General features: G+C 67.6%; 19 protein-coding genes. 11 read left to right on the top strand and 8 right to left on the bottom strand.

The window, feature by feature from the left end:
* Positions 1 to 3: 3 nt before the first annotated feature.
* The 7 genes from ACLQ3C_RS02065 (at position 4) to ACLQ3C_RS02035 (ending at position 8,935) form a co-directional block, all read left to right on the top strand.
* Positions 4 to 2,109, top strand: coding sequence for an ATP-dependent DNA helicase (locus ACLQ3C_RS02065; RefSeq protein WP_425702986.1), 2,106 nt, complete (start codon positions 4 to 6; stop codon positions 2,107 to 2,109).
* 124 nt (positions 2,110 to 2,233) lie between these two features.
* The gene (locus ACLQ3C_RS02060) at positions 2,234 to 4,234 is read left to right on the top strand and encodes a maltotransferase domain-containing protein (protein WP_425702984.1); all 2,001 of its coding nucleotides are present in this window, start codon (positions 2,234 to 2,236) and stop codon (positions 4,232 to 4,234) included.
* Between the two features lie 26 nt (positions 4,235 to 4,260).
* Positions 4,261 to 6,546, top strand: coding sequence for a 1,4-alpha-glucan branching protein GlgB (gene glgB, locus ACLQ3C_RS02055; protein WP_425703511.1), 2,286 nt, complete (start codon positions 4,261 to 4,263; stop codon positions 6,544 to 6,546).
* A 146-nt stretch (positions 6,547 to 6,692) separates the two neighbouring features.
* Positions 6,693 to 7,022, top strand: coding sequence for a PadR family transcriptional regulator (locus ACLQ3C_RS02050; RefSeq protein WP_425702983.1), 330 nt, complete (start codon positions 6,693 to 6,695; stop codon positions 7,020 to 7,022).
* Positions 7,023 to 7,024: 2 nt separating this feature from the next.
* Positions 7,025 to 7,447: a DUF1048 domain-containing protein gene (locus ACLQ3C_RS02045; RefSeq protein WP_425702982.1), complete on the top strand. Its 423-nt coding sequence runs from the start codon at positions 7,025 to 7,027 to the stop codon at positions 7,445 to 7,447.
* Positions 7,386 to 8,177: an ABC transporter ATP-binding protein gene (locus ACLQ3C_RS02040; RefSeq protein ID WP_425702981.1), complete on the top strand. Its 792-nt coding sequence runs from the start codon at positions 7,386 to 7,388 to the stop codon at positions 8,175 to 8,177. The genes ACLQ3C_RS02045 and ACLQ3C_RS02040 overlap by 62 nt, the downstream gene beginning before the upstream one ends.
* Positions 8,174 to 8,935: an ABC transporter permease gene (locus tag ACLQ3C_RS02035; RefSeq protein WP_425702979.1), complete on the top strand. Its 762-nt coding sequence runs from the start codon at positions 8,174 to 8,176 to the stop codon at positions 8,933 to 8,935. Before ACLQ3C_RS02040 ends, ACLQ3C_RS02035 begins: the two co-directional genes overlap by 4 nt.
* An 18-nt stretch (positions 8,936 to 8,953) precedes the next feature.
* Here the strand turns inward: ACLQ3C_RS02035 and ACLQ3C_RS02030 are convergent, their stop codons facing one another.
* The 5 genes from ACLQ3C_RS02030 to ACLQ3C_RS02010 form a co-directional block, all read right to left on the bottom strand.
* Positions 8,954 to 9,874, bottom strand: coding sequence for a tetratricopeptide repeat protein (locus ACLQ3C_RS02030; protein ID WP_425703509.1), 921 nt, complete (start codon positions 9,872 to 9,874; stop codon positions 8,954 to 8,956).
* 87 nt (positions 9,875 to 9,961) lie between these two features.
* Positions 9,962 to 11,233 (bottom strand): MFS transporter, encoded by a 1,272-nt coding sequence (locus ACLQ3C_RS02025; RefSeq protein WP_425702977.1) that lies wholly within the window; start codon positions 11,231 to 11,233, stop codon positions 9,962 to 9,964.
* Positions 11,230 to 11,538, bottom strand: coding sequence for a thiamine-binding protein (locus ACLQ3C_RS02020; RefSeq protein WP_425702976.1), 309 nt, complete (start codon positions 11,536 to 11,538; stop codon positions 11,230 to 11,232). The genes ACLQ3C_RS02025 and ACLQ3C_RS02020 overlap by 4 nt, the downstream gene beginning before the upstream one ends.
* 10 nt (positions 11,539 to 11,548) lie before the next feature.
* The gene (locus ACLQ3C_RS02015) at positions 11,549 to 11,914 is read right to left on the bottom strand and encodes a DUF3817 domain-containing protein (RefSeq protein WP_425702975.1); all 366 of its coding nucleotides are present in this window, start codon (positions 11,912 to 11,914) and stop codon (positions 11,549 to 11,551) included.
* Between the two features lie 97 nt (positions 11,915 to 12,011).
* The gene (locus ACLQ3C_RS02010) at positions 12,012 to 13,235 is read right to left on the bottom strand and encodes an acetyl-CoA C-acetyltransferase (RefSeq protein ID WP_425702973.1); all 1,224 of its coding nucleotides are present in this window, start codon (positions 13,233 to 13,235) and stop codon (positions 12,012 to 12,014) included.
* Between the two features lie 80 nt (positions 13,236 to 13,315).
* Here ACLQ3C_RS02010 and mce point away from each other — a divergent pair, with 80 nt between their 5' ends.
* Positions 13,316 to 13,801 carry a methylmalonyl-CoA epimerase gene (gene mce / locus ACLQ3C_RS02005; protein ID WP_425702972.1) on the top strand — a complete coding sequence of 162 codons (486 nt, stop codon included), beginning with the start codon at positions 13,316 to 13,318 and terminating at the stop codon, positions 13,799 to 13,801.
* A gap of 96 nt (positions 13,802 to 13,897) precedes the next feature.
* Positions 13,898 to 14,887: a DivIVA domain-containing protein gene (locus ACLQ3C_RS02000; RefSeq protein ID WP_425702970.1), complete on the top strand. Its 990-nt coding sequence runs from the start codon at positions 13,898 to 13,900 to the stop codon at positions 14,885 to 14,887.
* 36 nt (positions 14,888 to 14,923) lie between these two features.
* Here ACLQ3C_RS02000 and nucS read toward each other — a convergent pair whose 3' ends face one another.
* The 3 genes from nucS to ACLQ3C_RS01985 all read right to left on the bottom strand — a co-directional run bounded on the left by nucS (position 14,924) and on the right by ACLQ3C_RS01985 (position 18,393).
* Positions 14,924 to 15,622, bottom strand: coding sequence for an endonuclease NucS (gene nucS / locus ACLQ3C_RS01995; protein ID WP_425702968.1), 699 nt, complete (start codon positions 15,620 to 15,622; stop codon positions 14,924 to 14,926).
* 46 nt (positions 15,623 to 15,668) lie between these two features.
* Positions 15,669 to 17,105 carry a glutaminase A gene (glsA, locus tag ACLQ3C_RS01990; RefSeq protein ID WP_425702967.1) on the bottom strand — a complete coding sequence of 479 codons (1,437 nt, stop codon included), beginning with the start codon at positions 17,103 to 17,105 and terminating at the stop codon, positions 15,669 to 15,671.
* A gap of 61 nt (positions 17,106 to 17,166) precedes the next feature.
* Entirely contained in the window at positions 17,167 to 18,393 is a 1,227-nt protein-coding gene (locus tag ACLQ3C_RS01985; protein WP_425702965.1) for a GAF domain-containing protein, read from the bottom strand.
* 205 nt (positions 18,394 to 18,598) lie between these two features.
* Here ACLQ3C_RS01985 and ACLQ3C_RS01980 point away from each other — a divergent pair, with 205 nt between their 5' ends.
* Positions 18,599 to 20,449: an NAD(P)-binding domain-containing protein gene (locus tag ACLQ3C_RS01980; protein WP_425702963.1), complete on the top strand. Its 1,851-nt coding sequence runs from the start codon at positions 18,599 to 18,601 to the stop codon at positions 20,447 to 20,449.
* Between the two features lie 96 nt (positions 20,450 to 20,545).
* A complete protein-coding gene (locus tag ACLQ3C_RS01975) occupies positions 20,546 to 21,436 on the top strand; it encodes a universal stress protein (RefSeq protein WP_425702961.1) in 891 nt (296 codons plus the stop codon).
* The last annotated feature ends 125 nt before the right edge of the window (positions 21,437 to 21,561 follow it).

Below are 21,561 nucleotides of genomic sequence, written 5' to 3'. Positions count from 1 at the left end.
CACATGAGCGAACTCCCCTCGGTGACAGAGCTGCTCGACGCCGCGGTCACCGCGCTGTCCGGCCGCCGTCGCGACGGCCAGCTCCGCATGGCCAACGCCGTCGATCACGCCATCGACACCGGCGAACATCTGGCCGTCCAGGCCGGTACCGGTACCGGTAAGTCGCTTGCCTATCTGGTGCCTGCGATCCGGCACGCCATCACCTCGGGCGACACGGTGGTGGTGTCCACCGCGACCATCGCGCTGCAACGCCAACTCGTCGAGCGCGACCTGCCCCGGCTCGCCGACGCGCTCACCGGGCCACTCCGCCGTCGTCCCACCTTCGCGATCCTCAAGGGTCGCTCAAACTACCTGTGCCTGCACAAGATCCACGGCGGCACCGTCGAGGAACCCGACAGCGAGCTCTTCGATGCCTTCGAGTTGTCGCGCACCGGCCGCGAGGTCACCCGGTTGCGGGAGTGGACCTCCGACACCGAAACCGGTGACCGCGACGACCTCTCCCCCGGCGTCGCCGACCGGTCGTGGCGTCAGGTCAGCGTCTCGGCGCGCGAATGCCTCGGCGCGTCGAACTGCTCGTACGCCGAGGATTGCTTCGCCGAGCGCGCCCGGCGCGAGACCTCGGCGGTCGACGTCGTCGTCACCAACCACGCGATGCTCGCGATCGATGCGATGAGTCCGGCCAACGTCCTGCCCGAACACGATGTCGTCATCATCGACGAGGCGCACGAACTCGTCGACCGAATCACCTCGGTCAGTACCGCCGAGGTGTCGGCGGCCGCGGTGGGCAACCTCGCCAAGCGCGTCGGCAAGCTGGTCGACGAGGAGACCGTCGACGCGCTCACCGAGGCCGGCGAGCAACTCGGTGAACTGCTCGAGGAGTTCCCGCCGGGCGAATGGACGGCACTACCGTCCGCGGCGGGCATCACGCTGACGGTGCTGCGAGACCGGCTGTGGGCCGCGCGCAGCGCGATCGGGCCGGTCCGCGGGGCCGGCGTCAGCGCCGACGAGGGTGCGGCCGCGGCGCGCTCGGCCGCACTGACCGGCCTCGAAGACCTCCACGACACGATCGTCCGGCTACTGGGCACCTTTGGTGAATCCGACGTCACCGCACGCCGCGACGTCGTCTGGGTCGCACAAGAACGCGTCGGTCGCGGTCCGTCGGCGTCCACTCGCCCGGTCTTGCACATCGCGCCACTGTCGGTCGGCGGCCTGCTGCGCGCCACGCTGTTCTCGACCGCCACGGTGATCCTCACGTCGGCGACACTGACCATCGGCGGATCATTCGACGCGCTCGCCGCCACCTGGGGTCTGCCGGCTGCCGGGCGCGGTGCCGACACGCCCGCCGCCGACGACGTCGACGATCCGGCACCAGATGGTTCGGCCCGCGACGTCACCGCGACCGGTAAGTCCGCGCCGTCCGATGGTGGCACCATCCGCTGGACCGGCCTCGATGCCGGCTCACCCTTCGACTATCCGCGTGCGGCAATCCTCTACGTCGCCCGGCATCTGCCCCGTCCGGGCCGCGACGGGCCCGCACCGGCGACCCTCGACGAGATCGAGTCACTCATCGGTGCGGCCGGCGGGCGCACGCTCGGGCTGTTCTCGTCGATGCGTGCGGCCCGGGCGGCCGCCGACGCGCTGGCCGACCGTCTCACGGTGCCGATTCTGTGTCAGGGCGACGACACCACGTCGTCGCTGGTCAAGCGCTTCGCCGAGGATCCCGCGACCTGTCTGTTCGGCACGTTGTCACTATGGCAGGGCGTCGACGTGCCGGGCCAGTCCCTGAGTCTGGTCATCATCGACCGGATTCCGTTCCCGCGGCCCGACGATCCCCTGCTCACCGCCCGGCAGCGGGCGGTCGATGCCCGCGGCGGCAACGGGTTCCTCTCGGTCGCGGCCAATCATGCCGCGTTGCTACTCGCGCAGGGCGCGGGCCGGCTACTGCGGTCGGTCGACGACCGTGGCGTCGTGGCGGTGCTCGACTCCCGGCTGGCCACCGCCGGATACGGCGGCTACCTCGCGGCCTCACTGCCGCCGTTTTGGCGGACCACCGATCCGGCGGTGGTGCGCTCGGCGCTGAGCAGGCTCACCGGCGTGCCCGTACGCTGATCCTTGAGACGCGTGAGCCGTCCGGGCGTCAGAATGAGTACGTGACGCCACGGCCACACGCGTCACGCGGCAACGACGACGCATCCACCGCCGACCTCCGGTCAGGTGAGAAAGGGGGCCGTGAGTGATCGGCCGGATGGGCATCGACGACATTCAACCATTGGTTTCGGCGGGCCAGTATCCAGCCAAAGCCGTTGTGGGCGAGGCCATCCCGGTCAGTGCAACCGCCTGGCGCGAGGGCCATGACGCGCTCGGGGTAACCCTTCGGGTCGAGGCGCCACGGCGACGCGTCTTCAACCTCACGATGTCGCCGTCGGTCGAACCCGATCAGTTCAACGCCGCGTTCGTCCCCGACGCCGAGGGTTTCTGGACCTTCCGCGTCGAGGCGTGGAGCGATCCGTACACCACGTGGCGATCAGGCATCGTCAAGAAGATCGAGGCCGGGCAGTCGGCGGAGGATCTGGCCAACGACCTCGAGATCGGTGCGCGCGTGCTCTCGGCGGCGTGCGAGCAGATCGCTCCCTCCGAACGAGGGGTTCTCGACGATGCCATCCGGCTGCTGCGCGCTGCGGACATGTCGCTGTCCACCCGGATTGCGCCCGCGATCGCCGACGCCGTGGCCGGATTGCTGCATCACCACCCGGTGCGCGAGTTGGTCACCAAGAGCCGCACCCACCGCGTGTGGGTAGACCGTCGGCGGGCGCTGTTCGGATCGTGGTACGAGATGTTCCCGCGTTCGACCGGCGGCTGGGACCATGAGGGGCGCCCGGTACACGGCACCTTCCTCACCGCGGCCCAGGATCTGCCGCGCATCGCGGACATGGGATTCGACGTCGTCTACCTCCCGCCCATCCATCCGATCGGCAAGGTCAACCGCAAGGGACCCAACAACACGCTGATCGCCGGCGCCGACGACGTCGGGTCGCCGTGGGCGATCGGCTCCGACGACGGCGGCCACGACGCGATCCACCCGCAGCTGGGAACCGAGGAGGACTTCGAGTACTTCGTCGGCCGGGCCCGCGAACTCGGCATGGAGGTCGCACTGGACTTCGCGCTGCAATGCGCGCCGGATCATCCCTGGGCCGCGACACACCCCGACTGGTTCACGACCCTGCCCGACGGCACCATCGCCTACGCCGAGAACCCGCCGAAGAAGTATCAGGACATCTATCCACTGAATTTCGACAACGACCGCCGAGGCATCTACGGGGCGGTCCTGCAGGTCGTACTGCACTGGATTGATCTGGGCGTCAAGATCTTTCGGGTCGACAATCCGCACACCAAACCACCGAATCTGTGGGAGTGGCTGATCACCGAGGTCAAGACGCGCCACCCGGAGGTGCTGTTCCTGGCCGAGGCCTTCACGCGCCCGGCGCGGCTCTACGGCCTGGCCCGGCTCGGATTCACGCAGTCTTATACCTACTTCACCTGGAAGACCGCGAAGTGGGAACTCGAGAGGTTCGGCATCGAACTCGCCGCCCATGCCGACGAGTCGCGGCCGAATCTGTTCGTCAACACCCCCGACATCCTGCACGAGAGCCTGCAACACGGCGGTCCGGGGATGTTTGCGCTGCGCGCTGCACTGGCGGCGACCCTCGCGCCGACCTGGGGCGTCTATTCCGGTTACGAGCTCTACGAGCACCACGCAGTCCGGCAGGGCAGCGAGGAGTACCTCGATTCGGAGAAATATGAGCTGCGCCCCCGTGATTACAAGGCCGCGTCCTCGCGCGGTGAGTCACTGGAACCGTGGATCACCTCGCTCAACGCGATCCGCCGCCGCCATCCGGCGTTACAGCAGTTGCGCAACATCACCTTCCACCACATCGAGAACCCGGCACTGATCGCGTACTCGAAGATCGACCCGGTCTCCGGCGACCGGGTGCTGGTCGTCATCAACCTCAACCCGTTCGGCACCGAGACAGCGACCCTCTGGCTCGACATGCCGTCCCTCGGATTCGATTGGCAGGACCACTTCGGTGTCCGTGACGAGGTCTCCGGAGAGGAGTACAGCTGGAGTCAGGCCAACTTCATCCAGCTCGAGCCATGGCGGTCGGTGGCCCACATTCTGGCGCTGCCGCCACTGGAACCGGCTCTGGCACAGCAGCTTTCCTACCGTATTCGGTGAGGGACGACGAAGAGGACGAGGACACCGTGACCACCACCCCGCAACCACCCGATCCCGAAGACGACGCCCGCGCGACGGCCTCCCCGGTCTGCGGTCACCCCGATCCGTTCGCCCCAGACCACGATCTGCGACGGCTCGCCGCGCTGACCCATCCCGATCCGCACGCCTTCCTCGGCGCCCATGACACCGGCACCGGATTCACCATCCTGCGAACCCTGCGACCGCACGCCGCGTCGGTGACCGCGGTCATCGGCGGCGTCGACTACCCGATGACCGCCCAGACCGACGACCTGTTCGTCGTCGCGGTACCCATCGACGGACTCATCGACTACCGCTATCGCGTCGAATACCCCGACGGCAAGGGTGGCCGGACTTCCTACGTCGTCGCCGACGGCTACCGGTTCCTGCCCAGCGTCGGCGAGACCGACCGCTACCTGTTCGGCGAAGGTCGCCACGAACAGCTGTGGGAGATCCTCGGCGCGCGTCTGGTCGGCTACACCACCCCGGATGGCGAGGTCGCCGGTACCGCCTTCTCGGTGTGGGCCCCCAACGCCCATGGCGTCGCGGTCATCGGCGACTTCGACTGGACCGGACGCACCGCCCCGATGCGTTCATTGGGTTCGAGCGGCATCTGGGAGGTCTTCGTCCCCGATATCGCCGACGGCACCCAGTACAAGTTCAAGGTCCACGGCGCCGACGGGGTGATCCGGGAAAAGGCCGACCCGATGGCCCAACGCACCAACGTGCCGCCGGCAACGGCTTCGGTGGTCACCCGCTCGGCCTTCGACTGGTCCGACGACGCGTGGCTCACCCGGCGCGCGACCGGCGCCCCGGCCGCCGAGCCGATGAGCATCTACGAGGTCCACCTCGGATCGTGGCGGCCAGGACTGACCTACCGCGAGATCGCCGAGCAACTCGGCGACTACCTGATCGAGAAGGGCTTCACCCACGTCGAGTTCCTGCCGGTCGCCGAACACCCCTTCGGCGGCTCGTGGGGCTATCAGGTCACCAGCTATTACGCGCCGACCGCCCGCTTCGGCCATCCCGACGATTTCCGTCACCTCGTGGATCACCTGCACGCGCTCGGGATCGGCATCATCGTCGACTGGGTGCCCGCCCATTTCCCGAAGGACGAGTGGGCGCTTGCCCGCTTCGACGGCACGGCGCTCTACGAGCACGCCGACCCGATGCGCGGCGAGCAACTCGACTGGGGAACCTACATCTTCGACTTCGGCAGGCGCGAGGTCCGCAACTTCCTGGTGGCCAACGCGCTGTACTGGTTCGACCAGTTCCACATCGACGGCCTGCGGGTCGACGCCGTCGCGTCGATGCTCTACCTCGACTACTCCCGGCCTGCGGGCGGGTGGCGTCCCAACATCTACGGCGGACGGGAGAACCTCGAGGCGGTGCAGTTCCTGCAGGAGACCAATGCCACCGTGCACAAGCACTTCCCCGGCGCGGTCACCATCGCCGAGGAGTCGACGGCCTGGCCCGGCGTCACCCGGATGACCGATCTCGGCGGCCTGGGCTTCAGCTTCAAATGGAACATGGGCTGGATGCACGACACCCTGGGTTATCTCGGCCGCGATCAAATACACCGCAGCTTCCATCACCACGAGATCACCTTCTCGATGATGTATGCCTTCAGCGAGAATTTCGTGCTGCCGCTCTCCCACGACGAGGTGGTGCACGGCAAGGGCACCTTGTGGAGCCGGATGCCCGGTGACTCGTTCACCAAAGCCGCCGGCGTGCGGGTGTTTCTGGCATACCAGTGGGCGCATCCCGGTAAGCAGTTGCTGTTCATGGGCCAGGAATTCGGTCAGACCCGCGAATGGGCCGAGGATCGCAGCCTGGACTGGCCGCAGTTGACGGGCTGGGAAGGCGAATTGCATTCGGGCATCTCGGCTTTGGTGTCCGACCTCAATCGCGTCTACCGCGATACCCCGGCCCTGTTCAGCCGGGATACCGATCCTGCGGGATACGAGTGGATCGACGCCAACGACACCGCCAACAACGTCATCAGCTTCCTGCGCCACGGCTCGGACGGATCGGTGCTCGCCTGCCTGTTCAACTTCTCCGGGGCCGACCGCAGCAACTATCGCGTCGGCCTTCCGGTGCCGGGCACGTGGACCGAGGTCCTCAACACCGACTCGTCGGCGTTTGAGGGTTCGGGTCAGGGCAATCTGGGCAGCGTCGTCACCGACGACAAGCCGTGGCACGCGCGCCCGGTCTCGGCGGCGGTGATGTTGCCGGCGAATTCGGCGATCTGGCTGGCACCGGTGCCGGCCGAGGAGCCACCGGCGACACCCTGAGCCGCCACACCGATTGACTCCCGACGGCGCCGGGTCGAGGTTCTCGACCCGGCGCCGTCGTCTGGGCATCGAGAGACCTCTTGCACAATTACTACTCAGCGCTACTATGTACCGGTACTCATCGACACAGAGTAGAGAAGGTGCACATGGGTAAACAGATGACCGAGATGCTCAAGGGCACCCTGGAGGGCATCATCCTGGCGATCTTGGCGCTGCGCGCGGCCTACGGATACGAGATCACCACCGCTTTACGGGAGCAGGGGTTCACCGACATCGCCGAGGGCACCGTCTACGCACTTCTCGTACGTGTCGAGAAGCGCGGACTCGTCGACGTCGAGAAGGTGCCCTCCGAGAAGGGCCCACCACGAAAGGTCTACTCGCTCAATGCCTCCGGTCGTGCATATCTCGATGACTTCTGGCACACCTGGGACTTTCTGACCGCCCGGCTCGACACACTCCGCAACCGAAAGGAATGACAATGGTATTGCGCAAACTCATCGGCGACAAGAAGCGCTGGCGCGCATACAAAGCCCGTAAGGACGCACTCCCCGACACTCACCGCGACGTTCTCGATGCCGTGGAGCACTACATCTACTTCTTCGCCTCCTCGGAGACCGACGCGTTGATGTCCCTGCTCGAAGACCTCACCGACCTGTTCGAGCAGGCCGCCGCCGACGGTACCGAGATCGCCGACCTCGTCGGCACCGACCCGATCGAGTTCGCCGAGGGATTCCTGCGCAACTATCCCGAGGCGTCATGGATCCACAGGGAGCGCAAGCGATTGACCGCCGCGGTCGACAAGGCGATCGCGGCCGAGCACCACCCGACGGACGCCCGCGATGACCACCATCTCACAACCAGCCGAGGCGCAGCCGGCCATTTCCGTTGCCGAACTGTGTAAGTCGTACAACGGGCTGGACGTTCTGCGTGGTGTCGACTTCGAGGTCGCCAACGGCAGCATCTTCGCACTTCTCGGGACCAACGGCGCGGGCAAGACCACCACCGTCAAGGTCCTCGCGACGCTGGGCCGACCCGACGCCGGGACCGTCCGGGTCAACGGGTACGACGTCACCCGACATCCGCACCAGGTGCGCGAATCCATCAGTCTCACCGGCCAATTCGCCGCCGTCGACGATATCCTCACCGCACGTGAGAACCTCGTACTCATCGCCCGGCTCCGGCATCGACCCGACCCCGAGGCCATCGCCACCGACCTCCTGGAACGATTCGGGCTGACCGATGCGGCAACGCGACGGGTCGCGACCTTCTCCGGCGGGATGCGCCGACGGCTCGACATCGCGATGAGCCTGATCGGCGACCCGCCGATCGTCTTCCTCGACGAGCCGACGGCCGGCCTGGACCCGCAAGCGCGGCAGGAGGTCTGGGAATCGGTCGCCGCCCTCGCCCGCCGGGGTACCACGGTGTTGCTCACCACCCAGTATCTCGACGAGGCCGAGCACCTCGCCGACCGCATCGCGATCCTCCATCAGGGTCGCATCATCGAGAACGGGACCCTGGCCGAACTCAGGGCACTGCTTCCGCCTGCGAGGGTCGAGTACGTGGAGAAGCAACCGTCCCTCGAAGACATCTTCCTCGCCGTGGTCGGCGAGGCCACCTCGAAGGAGCCGTGATGGCCCACTTCGTCACCGACACGAACGTCCTACTCGGACGCACCCTGCGGCATGTGACACGCAGTCCGGACACCATCATCACCACCGCGGTCATGCCGATCGCGTTCCTGCTGCTGTTCGTCTACGTCCTCGGCGGGGCGATCGATGCCGGGGCGAGCTCCTACATCGACTATCTGCTACCCGGAATTCTGCTGATCACGGTGGCCTCCGGGATCTCCTACACCGCATTCCGCCTCTATTCGGATATGAGTGGCGGGATGATCGATAGGTTCAGGTCCATGCCGATCGCACGGTCGGCGACCCTGTGGGCGCACGTACTGACCTCGCTGCTGGCGAACATGGTGGCGGTGGGCATCGTGGTTCTCGCCGCACTCGCGATGGGATTCCGTTCGGGTGCAGGAATTCTGGCCTGGCTCGCGGTCGCCGGGATTCTCGTCACGTTCACCCTGGCGTTGACGTGGGTGGCGGTGATTCCGGGTCTGACCGCCAGATCGGTCGACGGCGCGAGCGCGCTCGCCTATCCGCTGATCTTTCTGCCATTCATCAGTTCGGCATTCGTGCCGACCGAATCCATGCCCGGTCCGGTGCGGGCATTCGCCGAAAATCAGCCGGTCACGTCGATGGTGAACACCATCCGCGCTCTCTTCGCGCAACAGCCGGTCGGCAGCGACATCTGGGTCGCTCTCGGCTGGTGTGCGGGCATACTGGTGGCAGCCCACGTCACGGCGATGATCATCTACCGCCGCAAGGTGTCCTGAGGCCGTTCGACCGCACTCTCAGAACAGGGCACTCGCCAGCTTGCGCCGCGCCGCGACGACGAAGGGTTCGGCCGGCTCGAACAACTCGAAGAGTTCGAGCAGTCGGGTGCGCGCCCGAGTGCGATCATCGCCGCTCGTGGTGCGCACCACCTCGATGATGCGGTCGAAGGCCGCCTCCGGCTGCTGTGACAGCAGGAGTACATCGGCCGCGGCGAGTTGCGCATCGACATCGTGGGCGGCCGCGGTCTCGACGATCGATGGATCGTGGGCCTGGGCACGCAGGACGAACTCGAGATTGTGTGCCGCCGAGGCGGCCTCGATGTTGCCGGGCTCGGCCTCCACGATGGCCCGGTAGGCCGTCAGCGCGCCATCGAAGTCCCCGGTGTCGAGCAGATCCTCGGCCGCATCCATCCGTGGGTCACTCGGCTCGGGTTCCTCGGCTCCCGCCTCGGGCGCGCCGGTGAGATGGCTGCCCACCTCGGACAAGATCTGGTCGATCCAGTCGGCGATCTCCTGCTCGCTGCGCACCCCGTTGAACGCGGCCACCGGCTGCCCGGCGGCGATCGCGACCACCATCGGGATCGACTGCACCCGGAATGCCTGGGCGATACGGGGATTGGCGTCGACGTCCACCTTGGCCAGCACCCACTGGCCACCCGCGCTGGCGGCCATGCGCTCGAGTACCGGCGACAGCTGTTTACAGGGTTCACACCACGTGGCCCACAGGTCGACGACGACGAGCTGGCGCGTCGAGCGTTCGAGGACGTCGACCTCGAAGGTTTCCTCGGCGACGTCGATGACGGCGCCACCGGTTTGCACGCCCTGGCCGTCGGCCGGCCCGGACCCTGTCGACCCGGAGCCCGGCGGGGCGGAGCGCTGCGGTGCGCGTTGGGCCTCCGCACGCTCCTTGAGTGCGGACAGATCGACGGCGCCGGACATGGCGACGGCCGCCTGCTGGGCGGCCTGCTGGGCTGCGGCTGCCTGTGCTCTGCTGGTAGGTCTGCTCACTGGGTCATTGTCTCACGATCACCGCGCCGGGTTCTCGCGTCGCCGGTGTGGCCGGACGACCCCCGCGGCCACGATTGCGAACGCGAGCGCGACCAGTACGGGCGTGAGGCCCACGCGCAGTGTGGAGTGCCCGCTGATGAAGCCGACCACGGCCGGCCCGGCCAGCATGCCGAGATATCCGCAACCCACCACCATCGAGATCGCCCTACCGCTCGACTGCTCGGTGAGATTGCCTGCGGCGGTGAATATCTGCGGGATGAGGCCGGCCAGGCCGATACCGAAGATCGTCCAGCCCACGATGGCGATGGTCGCCGAGGACGGGGTGGGCGAGGACGGGAGCAGCGCGACGATCATGCCGAGCGCCCCGATCAGCGCACCCCACCGGACCACGGCCACCGGCCCGGCCCGCGCGGCGATCGGATCGATGACGAATCGAGCGATCATCATCGCCGCACTGAAGCCGGCAAACGCGAGGGCACCGATCGCCTCCGGAGTGCCAAAGGTCTCCACCACATGCAGGGCGCTCCAGTCGTACGAGGTGCCCTCGGCGAGCATCAGCACGAAGGCCAACGCGGCCATCACCACCAGTCGGCGCAGATCGAGCTCGTGCCACCAGCGGGCACCGGCATCACCGGCGCCGGAATCCGCGTTCGGCGACCCGCTGCCGGTCCTCCCGAAGTCGGGGCCGACGATTCCGGTGGCCGCCGCGGCGACCACGATCAGGCCCAGGCCGCCGAGGACCGCCACGGTCGCCACCACCGGCCAATGCATCCACAGACCGAGCGCCACCGCGCCGGAGCCGAGCAGGCCGCCCACCGAGAAGAATCCGTGAAACGCCGACATGATCGGCCGCCGGTACGCGCGTTCGACGGTCACCGCCTGCGCATTCATCGACACGTCGAGCGAGCCGTTGACGAACCCGAACACCGCCAGTGCACCGGCAAGTGCGGCCGGGCCGGTCGCGAGCACCGGCCCGAGCATCGCCGGGCAGAGGACCATCGCGGCCGCGAGTGTCGTCGGGCGCGAGCCGAAGCGGTCGATCAGATGCCCACAGACCTGCATGCCGACGAATGCCGAGGCACCGACCAACAACAGCATCCCGCCCAACGCCTCATGCGAGATGCCGGTGCGCTGTGTGATCACCGGGATGTGGGCCACCCAGAGGGCGGCGAGAAATCCGTTGAGACAGAAGATGGCGGCGACCGCGGCACGGGCGCGGCCGAGACGTGTCTCGTTCGGTGCGGTCGGCGACGACCCCGGAAACCGACGGCGACTCCCGGTCGTCGTCAATTCTCCAGTTGCGCGTCGACGCGAGCGACCTTGCCTGCGAGCTCCCCTATGTGTCCTGGCCGGATGTCGGCCTTGAGGACGAGGCCGACCCGGGGCGCGAGCGCGGCGACCGCGTCCGTGGCGCGTTTGACCACCGCCATCACCTCGTCCCACTCACCCTCGACGTAGGTGAACATCGCGGTCGTCTGATGCGGCAGGCCGGATTCGCGGACCACCCGCACGGCCTGCGCCACCGCGGCACTCATCCCGCCGTCGGCATCGACTGCCTCGCCGCCGGACGGGGTGATGCTGAATGCGACGATCATGGTCACTCCCTCAGACCGCGGCCTCGGCAGTACCCGCGGTGATCGGGGCCGACAGTTCGGCGAGGTGGCCGTTGCGGCGCGCCCACCACTCGAACACCAGGGTCCCGAACGGCGGGATGCTCGAAACCAACGCCAGCCCGGTGATCTTCGCGTTCCAGCGCAGCGCGTACGCGGTGAGCAGCGAGATCGCCACGAATACGATGAAGACGATTCCGTGGACCATTCCGGGGATCTGCACGGCCTCGGTGTGGCCGAGCACCCATTTGAAGAACATCGCCACGAGCAGCGCGGCCCAGGTGATGGCTTCGAGGACCGCGACGAACCGGAAGCGTTTGGCCGGTGTGGACAGGTCAAAGATTTGTGTCATGCGTTCCATTGTGCCCGAGCGGGAGCCGATCTACGACTCGCCGTAGTAGAGGGTCGGCCGAGCACGAAGCGGTGTGCCGTGACAGCGCCACGGCACACCGTCGCGATCAGGCCTTGGGGACGCGCACGATCAGGGCGTCGCCCTGACCGCCGGCACCGCACAGCGCAGCCACGCCCACCCCGCCGCCCCGACGCTGCAGTTCGAGCGCCAGATGCAGGGTGATGCGCGCGCCGGAGGTCCCGATCGGGTGGCCGACGGCGATCGCGCCACCGTTGACGTTGACGATGCCCGGATCGACGCCCAGCGCCTTCGTCGAGGCGAGTCCGACCGCTGCGAAGGCCTCGTTGATCTCGATGAGATCGAGGTCGGCGGGCGTGATCCCGGCGCGATCGCACGCCTTGATGATGGCGTTCGCCGGCTGCTGCTGCAGCGACGAATCGGGCCCGGCGACGACGCCGTGCGGTCCGATCTCGGCCAGCCATTCGACACCGAGCTCGGTGGCCTTGGCCTTGCTCATGACGACCACCGCGGCCGCGCCGTCGGAGATCTGCGACGAGTTGCCCGCGGTGATGGTGCCGTCCTTGCGGAACGCCGGACGCAGCCCGGCCAGCGAGTCGCCGGTGGTGTCGGCGCGGATGCCCTCGTCCTCGGCGAACTCGATGGGATCGCCTTTGCGCTGCGGGATGGATACCGGTACGACCTCGTCGGCGAAGACGCCGTTCTTCCAGGCGGTCGCCGCGAGCTGATGGCTGCGCGCGGCGAACTCGTCCTGCTGGACGCGGGTGAACCCGCGGTATTCATCCCCGGCGCCCGCGCCGAGGTCGTTGCCCTGCTCGGTCAGCGCACCCATCGGCTGATCGGTGAAGGCATCGAAGAGTCCGTCGAAGGCCAGGTGATCGACGAGTTCGGTGTTGCCGTATTTGAAGCCACTACGGCTGCCCGGCAGCAGATGCGGGGCCTGCGTCATCGACTCCTGGCCACCGGCGACGACGACCTCGAATTCACCCGCCCGGATCAGTTGGTCGGCGAGCGCGATCGAATCGATGCCCGACAGGCACATCTTGTTGATCGTCAGCGCCGGCACATCCCAGCCGATCCCGGCCTTGATCGAGGCCTGCCGCGCAGGCATCTGTCCGGCGCCCGCAGTGAGCACCTGCCCCATGATCACGTACTGGACCTCCGAGGCCGCCACCCCGGCGCGTTCGAGCGCGCCCTTGATGGCGACGGCACCGAGGTCGACGCCACTGAAACCCTTCAGCGAACCGAGCAGCCGTCCGAACGGCGTGCGTGCGCCGGCAACGATCACCGACGCCGTCTGATCTGTGGACATGGGACCTCCAAGCCTGGACCGCCGGTACCTACCGAGCGGTCGCTCTCCTACTTTGTCGTCTACAACGCTACCGTTAGGCAATGAGCACTTCCGCAGCTGACCCTGGTGCCCAGGCGCCGACCGCACTGATCTCCGACCTCGTCGTCGCCATCGACCATGTGGGCATCGCCGTTCCCGATCTCGATGCCGCCAAGCAGTGGTACGCCGACAATCTCGGCTTCGTCACCTTGCATGAAGAAACCAATGACGAGCAGGGCGTCCGCGAGGCGATGATCGGCCCGACCGGTGTGGACGGCGGTGCGGTGATCCAGCTGCTGGCCCCGCTGTCCCCGGAGTCGACGATCGCGAAGTTCATCGATCGCAGCGGCCCCGGTCTGCAGCAGCTCGCCGTGCGCGTCCGGGATGTGGCGGCGGTGGCGGCGCGGCTCACCGACAACGGCGTCCGCCTGCTCTACCCCGAACCCCGGCGGGGGACCGCCGACTCACGCATCAATTTCGTCCACCCCAAAGACGCCGGCGGAGTGCTTCTCGAACTCGTGGAGCCCGCACCCGCTTCTGCGCACTGACCAGCGCCGCAACACCTCTCGAACGTTACGCGGGCACCGTGCGACGGGGACCTTTGGCAGATCGGCATCGCCGCGGCCTCCGTTAGACTGGCCCCCATGGCAGCCCCGGCACCCAGGCAACAGTTACCGTTCGCCGTCGTGATGCGCGGTTACGACCGCGAACAGGTGGCCGATCGTTTGCGCCGAATCGACGCGGACATGCGCGTGCTGGCCGCCGACCGAGACGCGGCGACGGCACATGCCCGTGAACTCGCGGCACATCTGACGGACGCGCGCGATGAGATCGACGAGTTGCGCCGCGAGGTCGACAAACTGTCGGTTCCACCGACAACCGCACAAGGGATGAGTGAGCGGCTCTCGCGGATGTTGCAGCTCGCCTCGGATGAGGCGTCGGAGATGCGCGCCGACGCGAGCGCCGAGGCCGCCGAGACCGTATCGATCGCCCGCCAGGAGGCCGCGGACACACAGCGCAACGCCACCGAAGAAGCCGATCGGATCATCGCCGACGCGCGGGAGCAGGCAGACAAGATCGTCGCCGATGCCGATGCGCACGCAGAGCAGACCCGCCACAGCGTCGATCAGATCGAGACGACGGCACTCGCCGACGCCGACGAGGCCGCCCGCCGGCGCGCGGATCGGGCTGCGGCGATGGCCGCCGAACACGAGAAGACGATGGCGGCCGCCAAGGCCGACGCCGAACGCATCACCGCCAAGGCCCGCAGCGAGGCCGAAGAACTCGAACGCCGAACCGCCCAGACGCTCCGGGACGAGCGCGAACGACACGATGCCGATCTGGCCGCGCAACACGATGCGGCGCAGGCGCAGGCCGACGCCATCGAGTCCGCTGCTCGCGCCATCGCCACCGAGCGCCTCGCCCGCTCTCGTGACCTCGGCGACCGGGTCTCGACATCGCGCGACGAGATCGTCGCCCAGTTCGCCCGGGTCGCCGAACGGCTCGCCGAACTTCCCGCGCTCCTCACCACCGACGTCGACGCGGAGCTGACGTCGGCGTCGGAATACAGCGACGACGAATTGCTCAACACGCTGCTCTCACGGGAAGCACGGCTCGAGGCCGAGCACGACTGAGCTGCCCTACCGCGGGCCGAGCCAGGGGTGCGTGGCTCAGAAGAGCCGGAACTCGGTACTCTCCGCGCCGCGGAGCGCATCGTAATCGAGTACGACGCAACGGATTCCGCGGTCCTCGGCCAACGTGCGCGCCTGCGGTTTGATCTGTTGCGCCGCGAAGACGCCGCTGACCGGGGCGAGTAGCGGGTCCCGGTTGAGCAATTCGAGGTAGCGCGTCAGTTGCTCGACGCCGTCGATCTCACCGCGACGCTTGATCTCGACCGCCACAGTCGCCCCGTCGGCGTCACGGGCCAGGATGTCCACCGGCCCGATCGCGGTCATGTACTCGCGGCGGATGAGGGTGTGCCCAGGTCCCAGGGTGTCGACATGCTCGGCGAGCAGTTCCTGCAGGTGCGCCTCCACGCCGTCCTTGACCAGGCCCGGATCGACACCGAGTTGGTGACTCGAGTCGTGTTCGATCGCGGTGATCGTGATCCGCAGTTCTTCCCCGGCCTTGTTGGTCACGACCCAGTACGCGGCCACCTCGTCGTGCGCGTCGGCCACCTCGGTGGGCACCGCGGCCTCGGTGAGGCTGCACGGCGGACTCATCCAATTCAGCGGCTTGTAGGCACGGTCGTCGGCATGCACGCTCACCGAACCGTCGGACTTGATGAGCAGCAACCGCCGCGCCATCGGCAGATGGGCGGTGAGCCGCCCGACATAGTCCACTTGGCACTCCGCAATCACCAGACGCACAGTCGGCAGCTTATCGGCTCGCCGATTCCGGGTGCGAGGGCCCGGCTCAGGAGCGCTGATACAACTCGAGCTGGAACTCCTCGGCGTCACGAACGGCTGCGGCCATCGTCGAGTGGACATGCGGCAGGACCGGATCGAGGCCCCGGAGTTCTTCGGGCGCATTGAGATCGGGGACCACGAAGTCCGACCGGTGACTTGCCACGCTCTCGCGGACCACCCCGTCGGGATCGACGAGCATCGCGCGCTGGCCGCGCGCCTCGGTGGTGTGCTTGACGCTGAGGAGCATGGTGCGTGCCACCGGGTCGATCACCCCGACCCGCGAGATCTCGACGATGACGACGTCGAGATCGGCGAGATCGTTCTCGATCCGGCGCACCGCGAATTCCCCGCCGGCGAAGGTGAGGTCGCCCTGCAGCTCGTAGACGCGCACCCGCTCGCGACAGGTACGCAGATAGCTGCGTTCCAGCTCATCCCAGTCGCCGCCGACCTCGAACTCGCCGATCGAATAGATGGACCGGATCGTCACGCGGCTCTCACGCGTCACGTTGAACATGTGCAGACCGAGATCGCGCGACAGGCGCCGACATGTCTGTACACCACGAACGCTGTTGCCGTGTGCGTCGAGGCGCGGGGAATAGACCCCGATCCCGAGCTGGCCGGGCAACACCGCCAGGATTCCGCCGCCGACGCCGCTCTTGGCCGGTAGTCCGACCGTGGTCACCCAGTCGCCCGCACCGTCGTACATGCCGCAGGTGGTCATCACGCTCAGCAGCCGTTGGGCGACCTCGTTGCTCAACACACGGCGTCCGGTGCGCGGATTGACGCCACCGGCCGCGATCGTCGCGGCGATGGTGGCCACGTCGCCGCTGGTGACGCGTAACGAGCACTGCCGGAAGTACAGGTCGAGCGCTGCGTCCGGGTCGGTGGCGACCGAACCGAAACTGTCGAGCATGTAGGCGATGGCGCGGTTGCGCGAGCCGGAGGCGGCCTCGGAGGCGTAGACCTGCTCGTCCATCGTGAGTTGCCGACCAGCACAGCCCGAGTAGAAATCGACGAGTTCGGCGAAGACCCTGTCGACCGTGCCGTCGGGTAGGTTCCGCACGGACGGCAACAGCATCGACGCGGCCAGGATCGCCCCGGCGTTGATCATCGGGTTGCGGGGCCGGCGCCGCTGGTCGACGCTGATCTCGTTGAACGCCTCACCCGACGGTTCGACACCGATCTTCGCATCGACTTCCGCGATGTCGAGCCGAGACAGCACCAGCGCGTAGGTCAACGGTTTGGACACCGACTGGATCGTGAACTCCACGTCGACGTCGCCGAGTGAGTAGGTGTTGCCGTCATACATGCACATCGACAGTGCGTAGCGGTCGGGATCCACCGCGGCCAGCTCGGGGATGTAGTCGGCCAACGTTCCGGATCGGTCGGGCGCACATTCATTCATGATGTGGCTCAGGTATCCGTTGACATGAGAGATCGGCACACGGCAAATCTAGTCGCGCCTGCCGGGGTCATGCGACCGAGGACCGACACCCATGGCGGAGTCAGCCGGCGCGGCGTCGCGTGTCACTCACCTCGACGCCGCCGGCGAACCGGTAGGGATTGGCGCCGAGCAGGCCACCGAAACGCTTTCGCAGCCGGGAGATCTCCGCACGCACCGTGATGGTTCGATCGGCGACGCCGAACAATTCGAACGAGAGGTCCGCGGCGCGGAGCCCCTGCGGATGGGCGGCGAGTATGCCGAGGATCTGTGCGTGACGAGGTGTCAGGCGATCGGTCCAGGCCCCGGCGAAACCCGCCACCCGGACCACCGCCCCGGCATCGTCGGCACCGAGGACGACGCGGGTGGTATGGGTGGGATGGGCGGCCTCGACCGGACGGATCAGCCAGCCACCCGGCAGTGGCTCCACCTCGCAGGGGCCGAGGCCGGGCACGGATGTGCGCCCCGGCGCGAGCCCGCGCGGGATCGGCAGACGCGTCCTCGGCGCCATCGAGTCCACCGCCGCGACCCAGCCGTCCGGGTCGGCGGCGATCGCCGGGCCCTCGGACCGCGCCACGATGGGCGCCGCCACCGACCGCAGCTGGTCGAGTACCCGCCGATGATGTTCGCGCAGTTGCGCTTCGGCGAGTCGGGCCACCGTGTCGACCAGCGCCAGCGTGGTGGGATGAATGGTCGCGGCCGGACCACTCACGTCGACGACACCGAGCACCGCGCCGGTCCGCGGATTGCGAATCGGGGCGCCCGCACATGTCCATGTGTGATGGGTGCGGACGAAGTGCTCGGCGGAGAACACCTGAACCGAGCGGCCCGACTCCAGGGCCGTCCCGATCGCGTTGGTGCCCACCGCCGCCTCTGCCCAGCACGCCCCTTCGACGAAGCCGAGGCGGTCGGCGCGATGCAACACCCGGTTGGCGCCGCTACGCCACAGCACGTGCCCATGGGCGTCGGCGACCACGAGGATGTTGTCACCGTCGGAGATCACCGAGGCCAACCCTCGGGTCAGCTCATCGAGGATCTCGTGCAAGCCCGACTGCGAGCGACGCATCTCGATCTCGGCGATGTCGAGCCCGGCCGGATCGGCCCCGTGGTCGGGGTCGACGCCGGCACCGATGACGCGATCCCACGATTCGCTGATGACCTGCCGGGGACGGGCCGGCGGCTTGGTGCCGGCCATCGCCGCGTCGTACACGGCATGCAACACCGCGGCGAACCGGCGCGGATCCTCTCCCACCGCGACGGCGGGTTCGAGTCCGATCGGCAGTGACGTCATTCTGCGATTGTGCGTCAGATCACACCCTGACCGCAAAATCCGTCGCCGGGTTGCAGACGGTTGCACGACACAGGCGGCAAGACCCCGCCGGGCGGAGCGCAACCGTCTGCAACTCTTGCCGCCGGGCACACGGGAGAAGTGTGCTGTGACTCACAGTCGCGACATGCTCCGAATGACCCGCTCACCGACGACGAAGGAACCCGGCATGACCCAGACACTCGAACCCGACGCGCCGAACTCCGCTGACCATCGCGCCTCACCTCAGCAGCGTGCGCAGGCGTGGCTGGCCCGCTTCGAGACGGCACTTGCGGCCCGCGACGTCCCCGCGGTGACCTCGTTGTTCGCCACCGACAGCTTCTGGCGTGACCTCGTCGCGTTCACCTGGAATCTCAAGACGGTCGAGGGGCGAGGGCAGATCACCGACATGCTCGGAACCCGTCTCGACGACACCGATCCGTCCGCTTTCGCCACCAGCGAGCCGGCGACCGAGGACGACGGCGTCGTTTCGGCTTTCATCGAGTTCGAGACCGCCACCGGACGCGGTATCGGACACCTGCGCCTACGCAGTGACGGCGAAGCCGGGCAGGACCAGGCCTGGACTCTGCTGACTGCATTGCAGGAACTCAAAGGGCACGAGGAGCCCACGGGCGCGAGGCGGCTATTCGGGGCCGTCCACGGCTCCGATCCCGACACCCGATCCTGGGCGGAGAAACGGGCCGACGAACAGGTCGCGCTCGGCCGCACAGTGCAGCCGTACGTGCTCGTCGTCGGCGGCGGCCAGGGCGGTATCGCCCTCGGCGCCCGCCTGCGGCAGCTCGGTGTGCCGGCGATCGTCATCGACCGCCATGACCGGCCCGGAGACCAGTGGCGCAAGCGGTACAAGTCGCTGTGCCTGCACGATCCGGTCTGGTACGACCACCTTCCCTATCTCCCGTTCCCCGAGAACTGGCCGGTGTTCGCGCCCAAGGACAAGATCGGCGACTGGCTCGAGTTCTACACACGGGTCATGGAGGTTCCGTATTGGTCCAGGACGACATGCCTGTCAGCCGCCTACGACGAGAACGCGGGCCGCTGGACCGTCGACATCGATCGCGACGGCGAGCGCCTGACCCTGCGTCCCGAGCAACTGGTATTGGCCACCGGAATGTCGGGAAAGGCGAACGTGCCCGACTTCCCGGGCCAGGATGTGTTCGCCGGCGAGGCGCACCACTCCAGCCAACACCCCGGACCCGACGGATACGCGGGCAAGAAGGTCGTCGTGATCGGTGCCAACAATTCCGCGCATGACATATGCAAAGCGTTGGTGGACAACGGCATCGACACCACGATGGTGCAGCGCTCCTCGACCCACATCGTGAGGTCGAACTCGCTCATGGAGATCGGGCTCGGCGCCCTCTACAGCGAGCAGGCGGTCGCCGGCGGGATGACGACGAAAAAGGCGGATCTCACGTTCGCCTCATTGCCGTACCGAATCATGCACGAGTTCCAGATCCCGCTCTACGACCAGATCCGAGAGCGCGACAAAGAGTTCTACGACCGCCTCGAGGCCGCCGGCTTCGAGCTCGACTTCGGCGACGACGAGTCGGGTCTGTTCATGAAGTATCTGCGACGCGGGTCGGGCTATTACATCGATGTCGGCGCCTGCGAACTCGTGGCCGACGGCTCCATCAAACTCGAACACGGTGACGTCGACCATCTCGCCGAACACAGCGTCGTTCTCGCCGACGGCACCGAGCTGGCCGCCGACGTGGTCGTCTACGCCACCGGTTACGGCTCGATGAACGGGTGGGCTGCCGACCTGATGGGTACCGAGATCGCCGAGCGTGTCGGCAAGGTCTGGGGTCTCGGGTCGGACACCACCAAGGACCCCGGGCCGTGGGAGGGTGAGCAGCGCAGCATGTGGAAGCCGACTCAGCAGCCCGGCCTGTGGTTCCACGGCGGCAACCTGCATCAGTCACGCCACTATTCGCTCTACCTCGCGCTGCAGCTCAAGGCGCGGTACGAAAACATACCGACGCCGGTCTACGGACTGCAGGAAGTCCACCATCTGAGCTGACCGGGACGCCGACGGGCCGAGCCGGACGCGTGTGGTGCGCTCTCGAGGGTGAGAGCATCGAAGCGGGACACCCGGACATCGCCGATCGGAGCCGCCATGCCTGACCGCAAACTGCTTGCCGCCTACCTCCCTACCCCCGGGGGCGAGGATGCGCTGGCGCTCGCGATCGCTCTCACGGGCCCATTTCGCGCGGGACTCGACGTGTGCATGGTGCTACCGCCGCCGCCTCCACCCGTCGTCGGCGGCGGCGGCGGTGTCCACGATGTCCGGGGAACCTCGGAGATGCTCGACGCCCAGGCCGCGGACTGGTTGTCAGAGGCAGTGCGCCACATTCCCGACGACGTCGTCGCCGAAGGGCACATCGCCTTCCATGAGAATGCCGCCGAGGGTTTGGTCACCGAGGCCGGGTCCGCCGGTTGCGCCGCCATCATCGTCGGCGGATCGGGCGGCGGGATCCGCGGACGCCACGCACTCGGCTCGGTCGTCAACAACCTGCTACACATCTCGACGACGCCGGTGGTGATCACGCCGCTCGGGGCGCAGGAGACCGCACGGCCGCCGCGACGCATCACCTGCGCCATCGGACGGCGACCAGGCGTCACCCCACTGCTCCGAGCCGCGGTGGATGCGTGTTCGCGCTCCGGGCTGCCCTTGCGTCTGGTCTCACTCGTCACCGCCGACGATGCCTCACCTCATCGCGCCGACGATCTCGAGGCGGCGTACGCGAGCGCCACCGACCAACTCGCCGAGCACATCTCGACGATTCGCGAACACTTGCCAGATGGTTCGCAGGTCACCTCGGCGGTACTCACCGGTGACACCATCGAGAGCGCAGTGGGATCGCTGGACTGGGACGCAGGCGACATCATCTTCGTCGGCTCCAGCCGGCTCGCGCGCCCGCAGCAACTGTTCTTCGGCGCGACCGCGGCCAGACTACTGCGCGCCTTACAGGTTCCGATGGTGGTGGTGCCCAAGGGTTCGGACTGAGGGTCGCCGCCCGCGCGAACAAGTTCGGACCGCGCGAACCGATGCATACGCAGAAATGCCCCGCAACCTGCTGGTTGCGGGGCATTTCTGTGAAGTGTTGTTCGGCGGTGTCCTACTCTCCCACA

Source organism: Gordonia sp. DT30 (assembly GCF_049844915.1).
Classification (GTDB): Bacteria; Actinomycetota; Actinomycetes; order Mycobacteriales; family Mycobacteriaceae; genus Gordonia.
This window is presented reverse-complemented; position numbering and strand designations above follow the sequence as displayed.

What these genes read in the sequence shown, in the direction of transcription:
- ACLQ3C_RS01980 (WP_425702963.1), top strand. Translation starts at nt 18,599, where the DNA reads ATGACCCAGACACTCGAACCCGACGCGCCGAACTCCGCTGACCATCGC.
- ACLQ3C_RS02050 (WP_425702983.1), top strand. Translation starts at nt 6,693, where the DNA reads ATGGGTAAACAGATGACCGAGATGCTCAAGGGCACCCTGGAGGGCATC.
- ACLQ3C_RS01975 (WP_425702961.1), top strand. Translation starts at nt 20,546, where the DNA reads ATGCCTGACCGCAAACTGCTTGCCGCCTACCTCCCTACCCCCGGGGGC.
- ACLQ3C_RS02000 (WP_425702970.1), top strand. Translation starts at nt 13,898, where the DNA reads ATGGCAGCCCCGGCACCCAGGCAACAGTTACCGTTCGCCGTCGTGATG.
- ACLQ3C_RS02010 (WP_425702973.1), bottom strand. Translation starts at nt 13,235, where the DNA reads ATGTCCACAGATCAGACGGCGTCGGTGATCGTTGCCGGCGCACGCACG.
- ACLQ3C_RS02040 (WP_425702981.1), top strand. Translation starts at nt 7,386, where the DNA reads ATGACCACCATCTCACAACCAGCCGAGGCGCAGCCGGCCATTTCCGTT.
- ACLQ3C_RS01985 (WP_425702965.1), bottom strand. Translation starts at nt 18,393, where the DNA reads ATGACGTCACTGCCGATCGGACTCGAACCCGCCGTCGCGGTGGGAGAG.
- ACLQ3C_RS02020 (WP_425702976.1), bottom strand. Translation starts at nt 11,538, where the DNA reads ATGATCGTCGCATTCAGCATCACCCCGTCCGGCGGCGAGGCAGTCGAT.
- ACLQ3C_RS02030 (WP_425703509.1), bottom strand. Translation starts at nt 9,874, where the DNA reads ATGTCCGGCGCCGTCGATCTGTCCGCACTCAAGGAGCGTGCGGAGGCC.
- ACLQ3C_RS02065 (WP_425702986.1), top strand. Translation starts at nt 4, where the DNA reads ATGAGCGAACTCCCCTCGGTGACAGAGCTGCTCGACGCCGCGGTCACC.
- mce (WP_425702972.1), top strand. Translation starts at nt 13,316, where the DNA reads ATGAGCACTTCCGCAGCTGACCCTGGTGCCCAGGCGCCGACCGCACTG.
- ACLQ3C_RS02045 (WP_425702982.1), top strand. Translation starts at nt 7,025, where the DNA reads ATGGTATTGCGCAAACTCATCGGCGACAAGAAGCGCTGGCGCGCATAC.
- ACLQ3C_RS02015 (WP_425702975.1), bottom strand. Translation starts at nt 11,914, where the DNA reads ATGGAACGCATGACACAAATCTTTGACCTGTCCACACCGGCCAAACGC.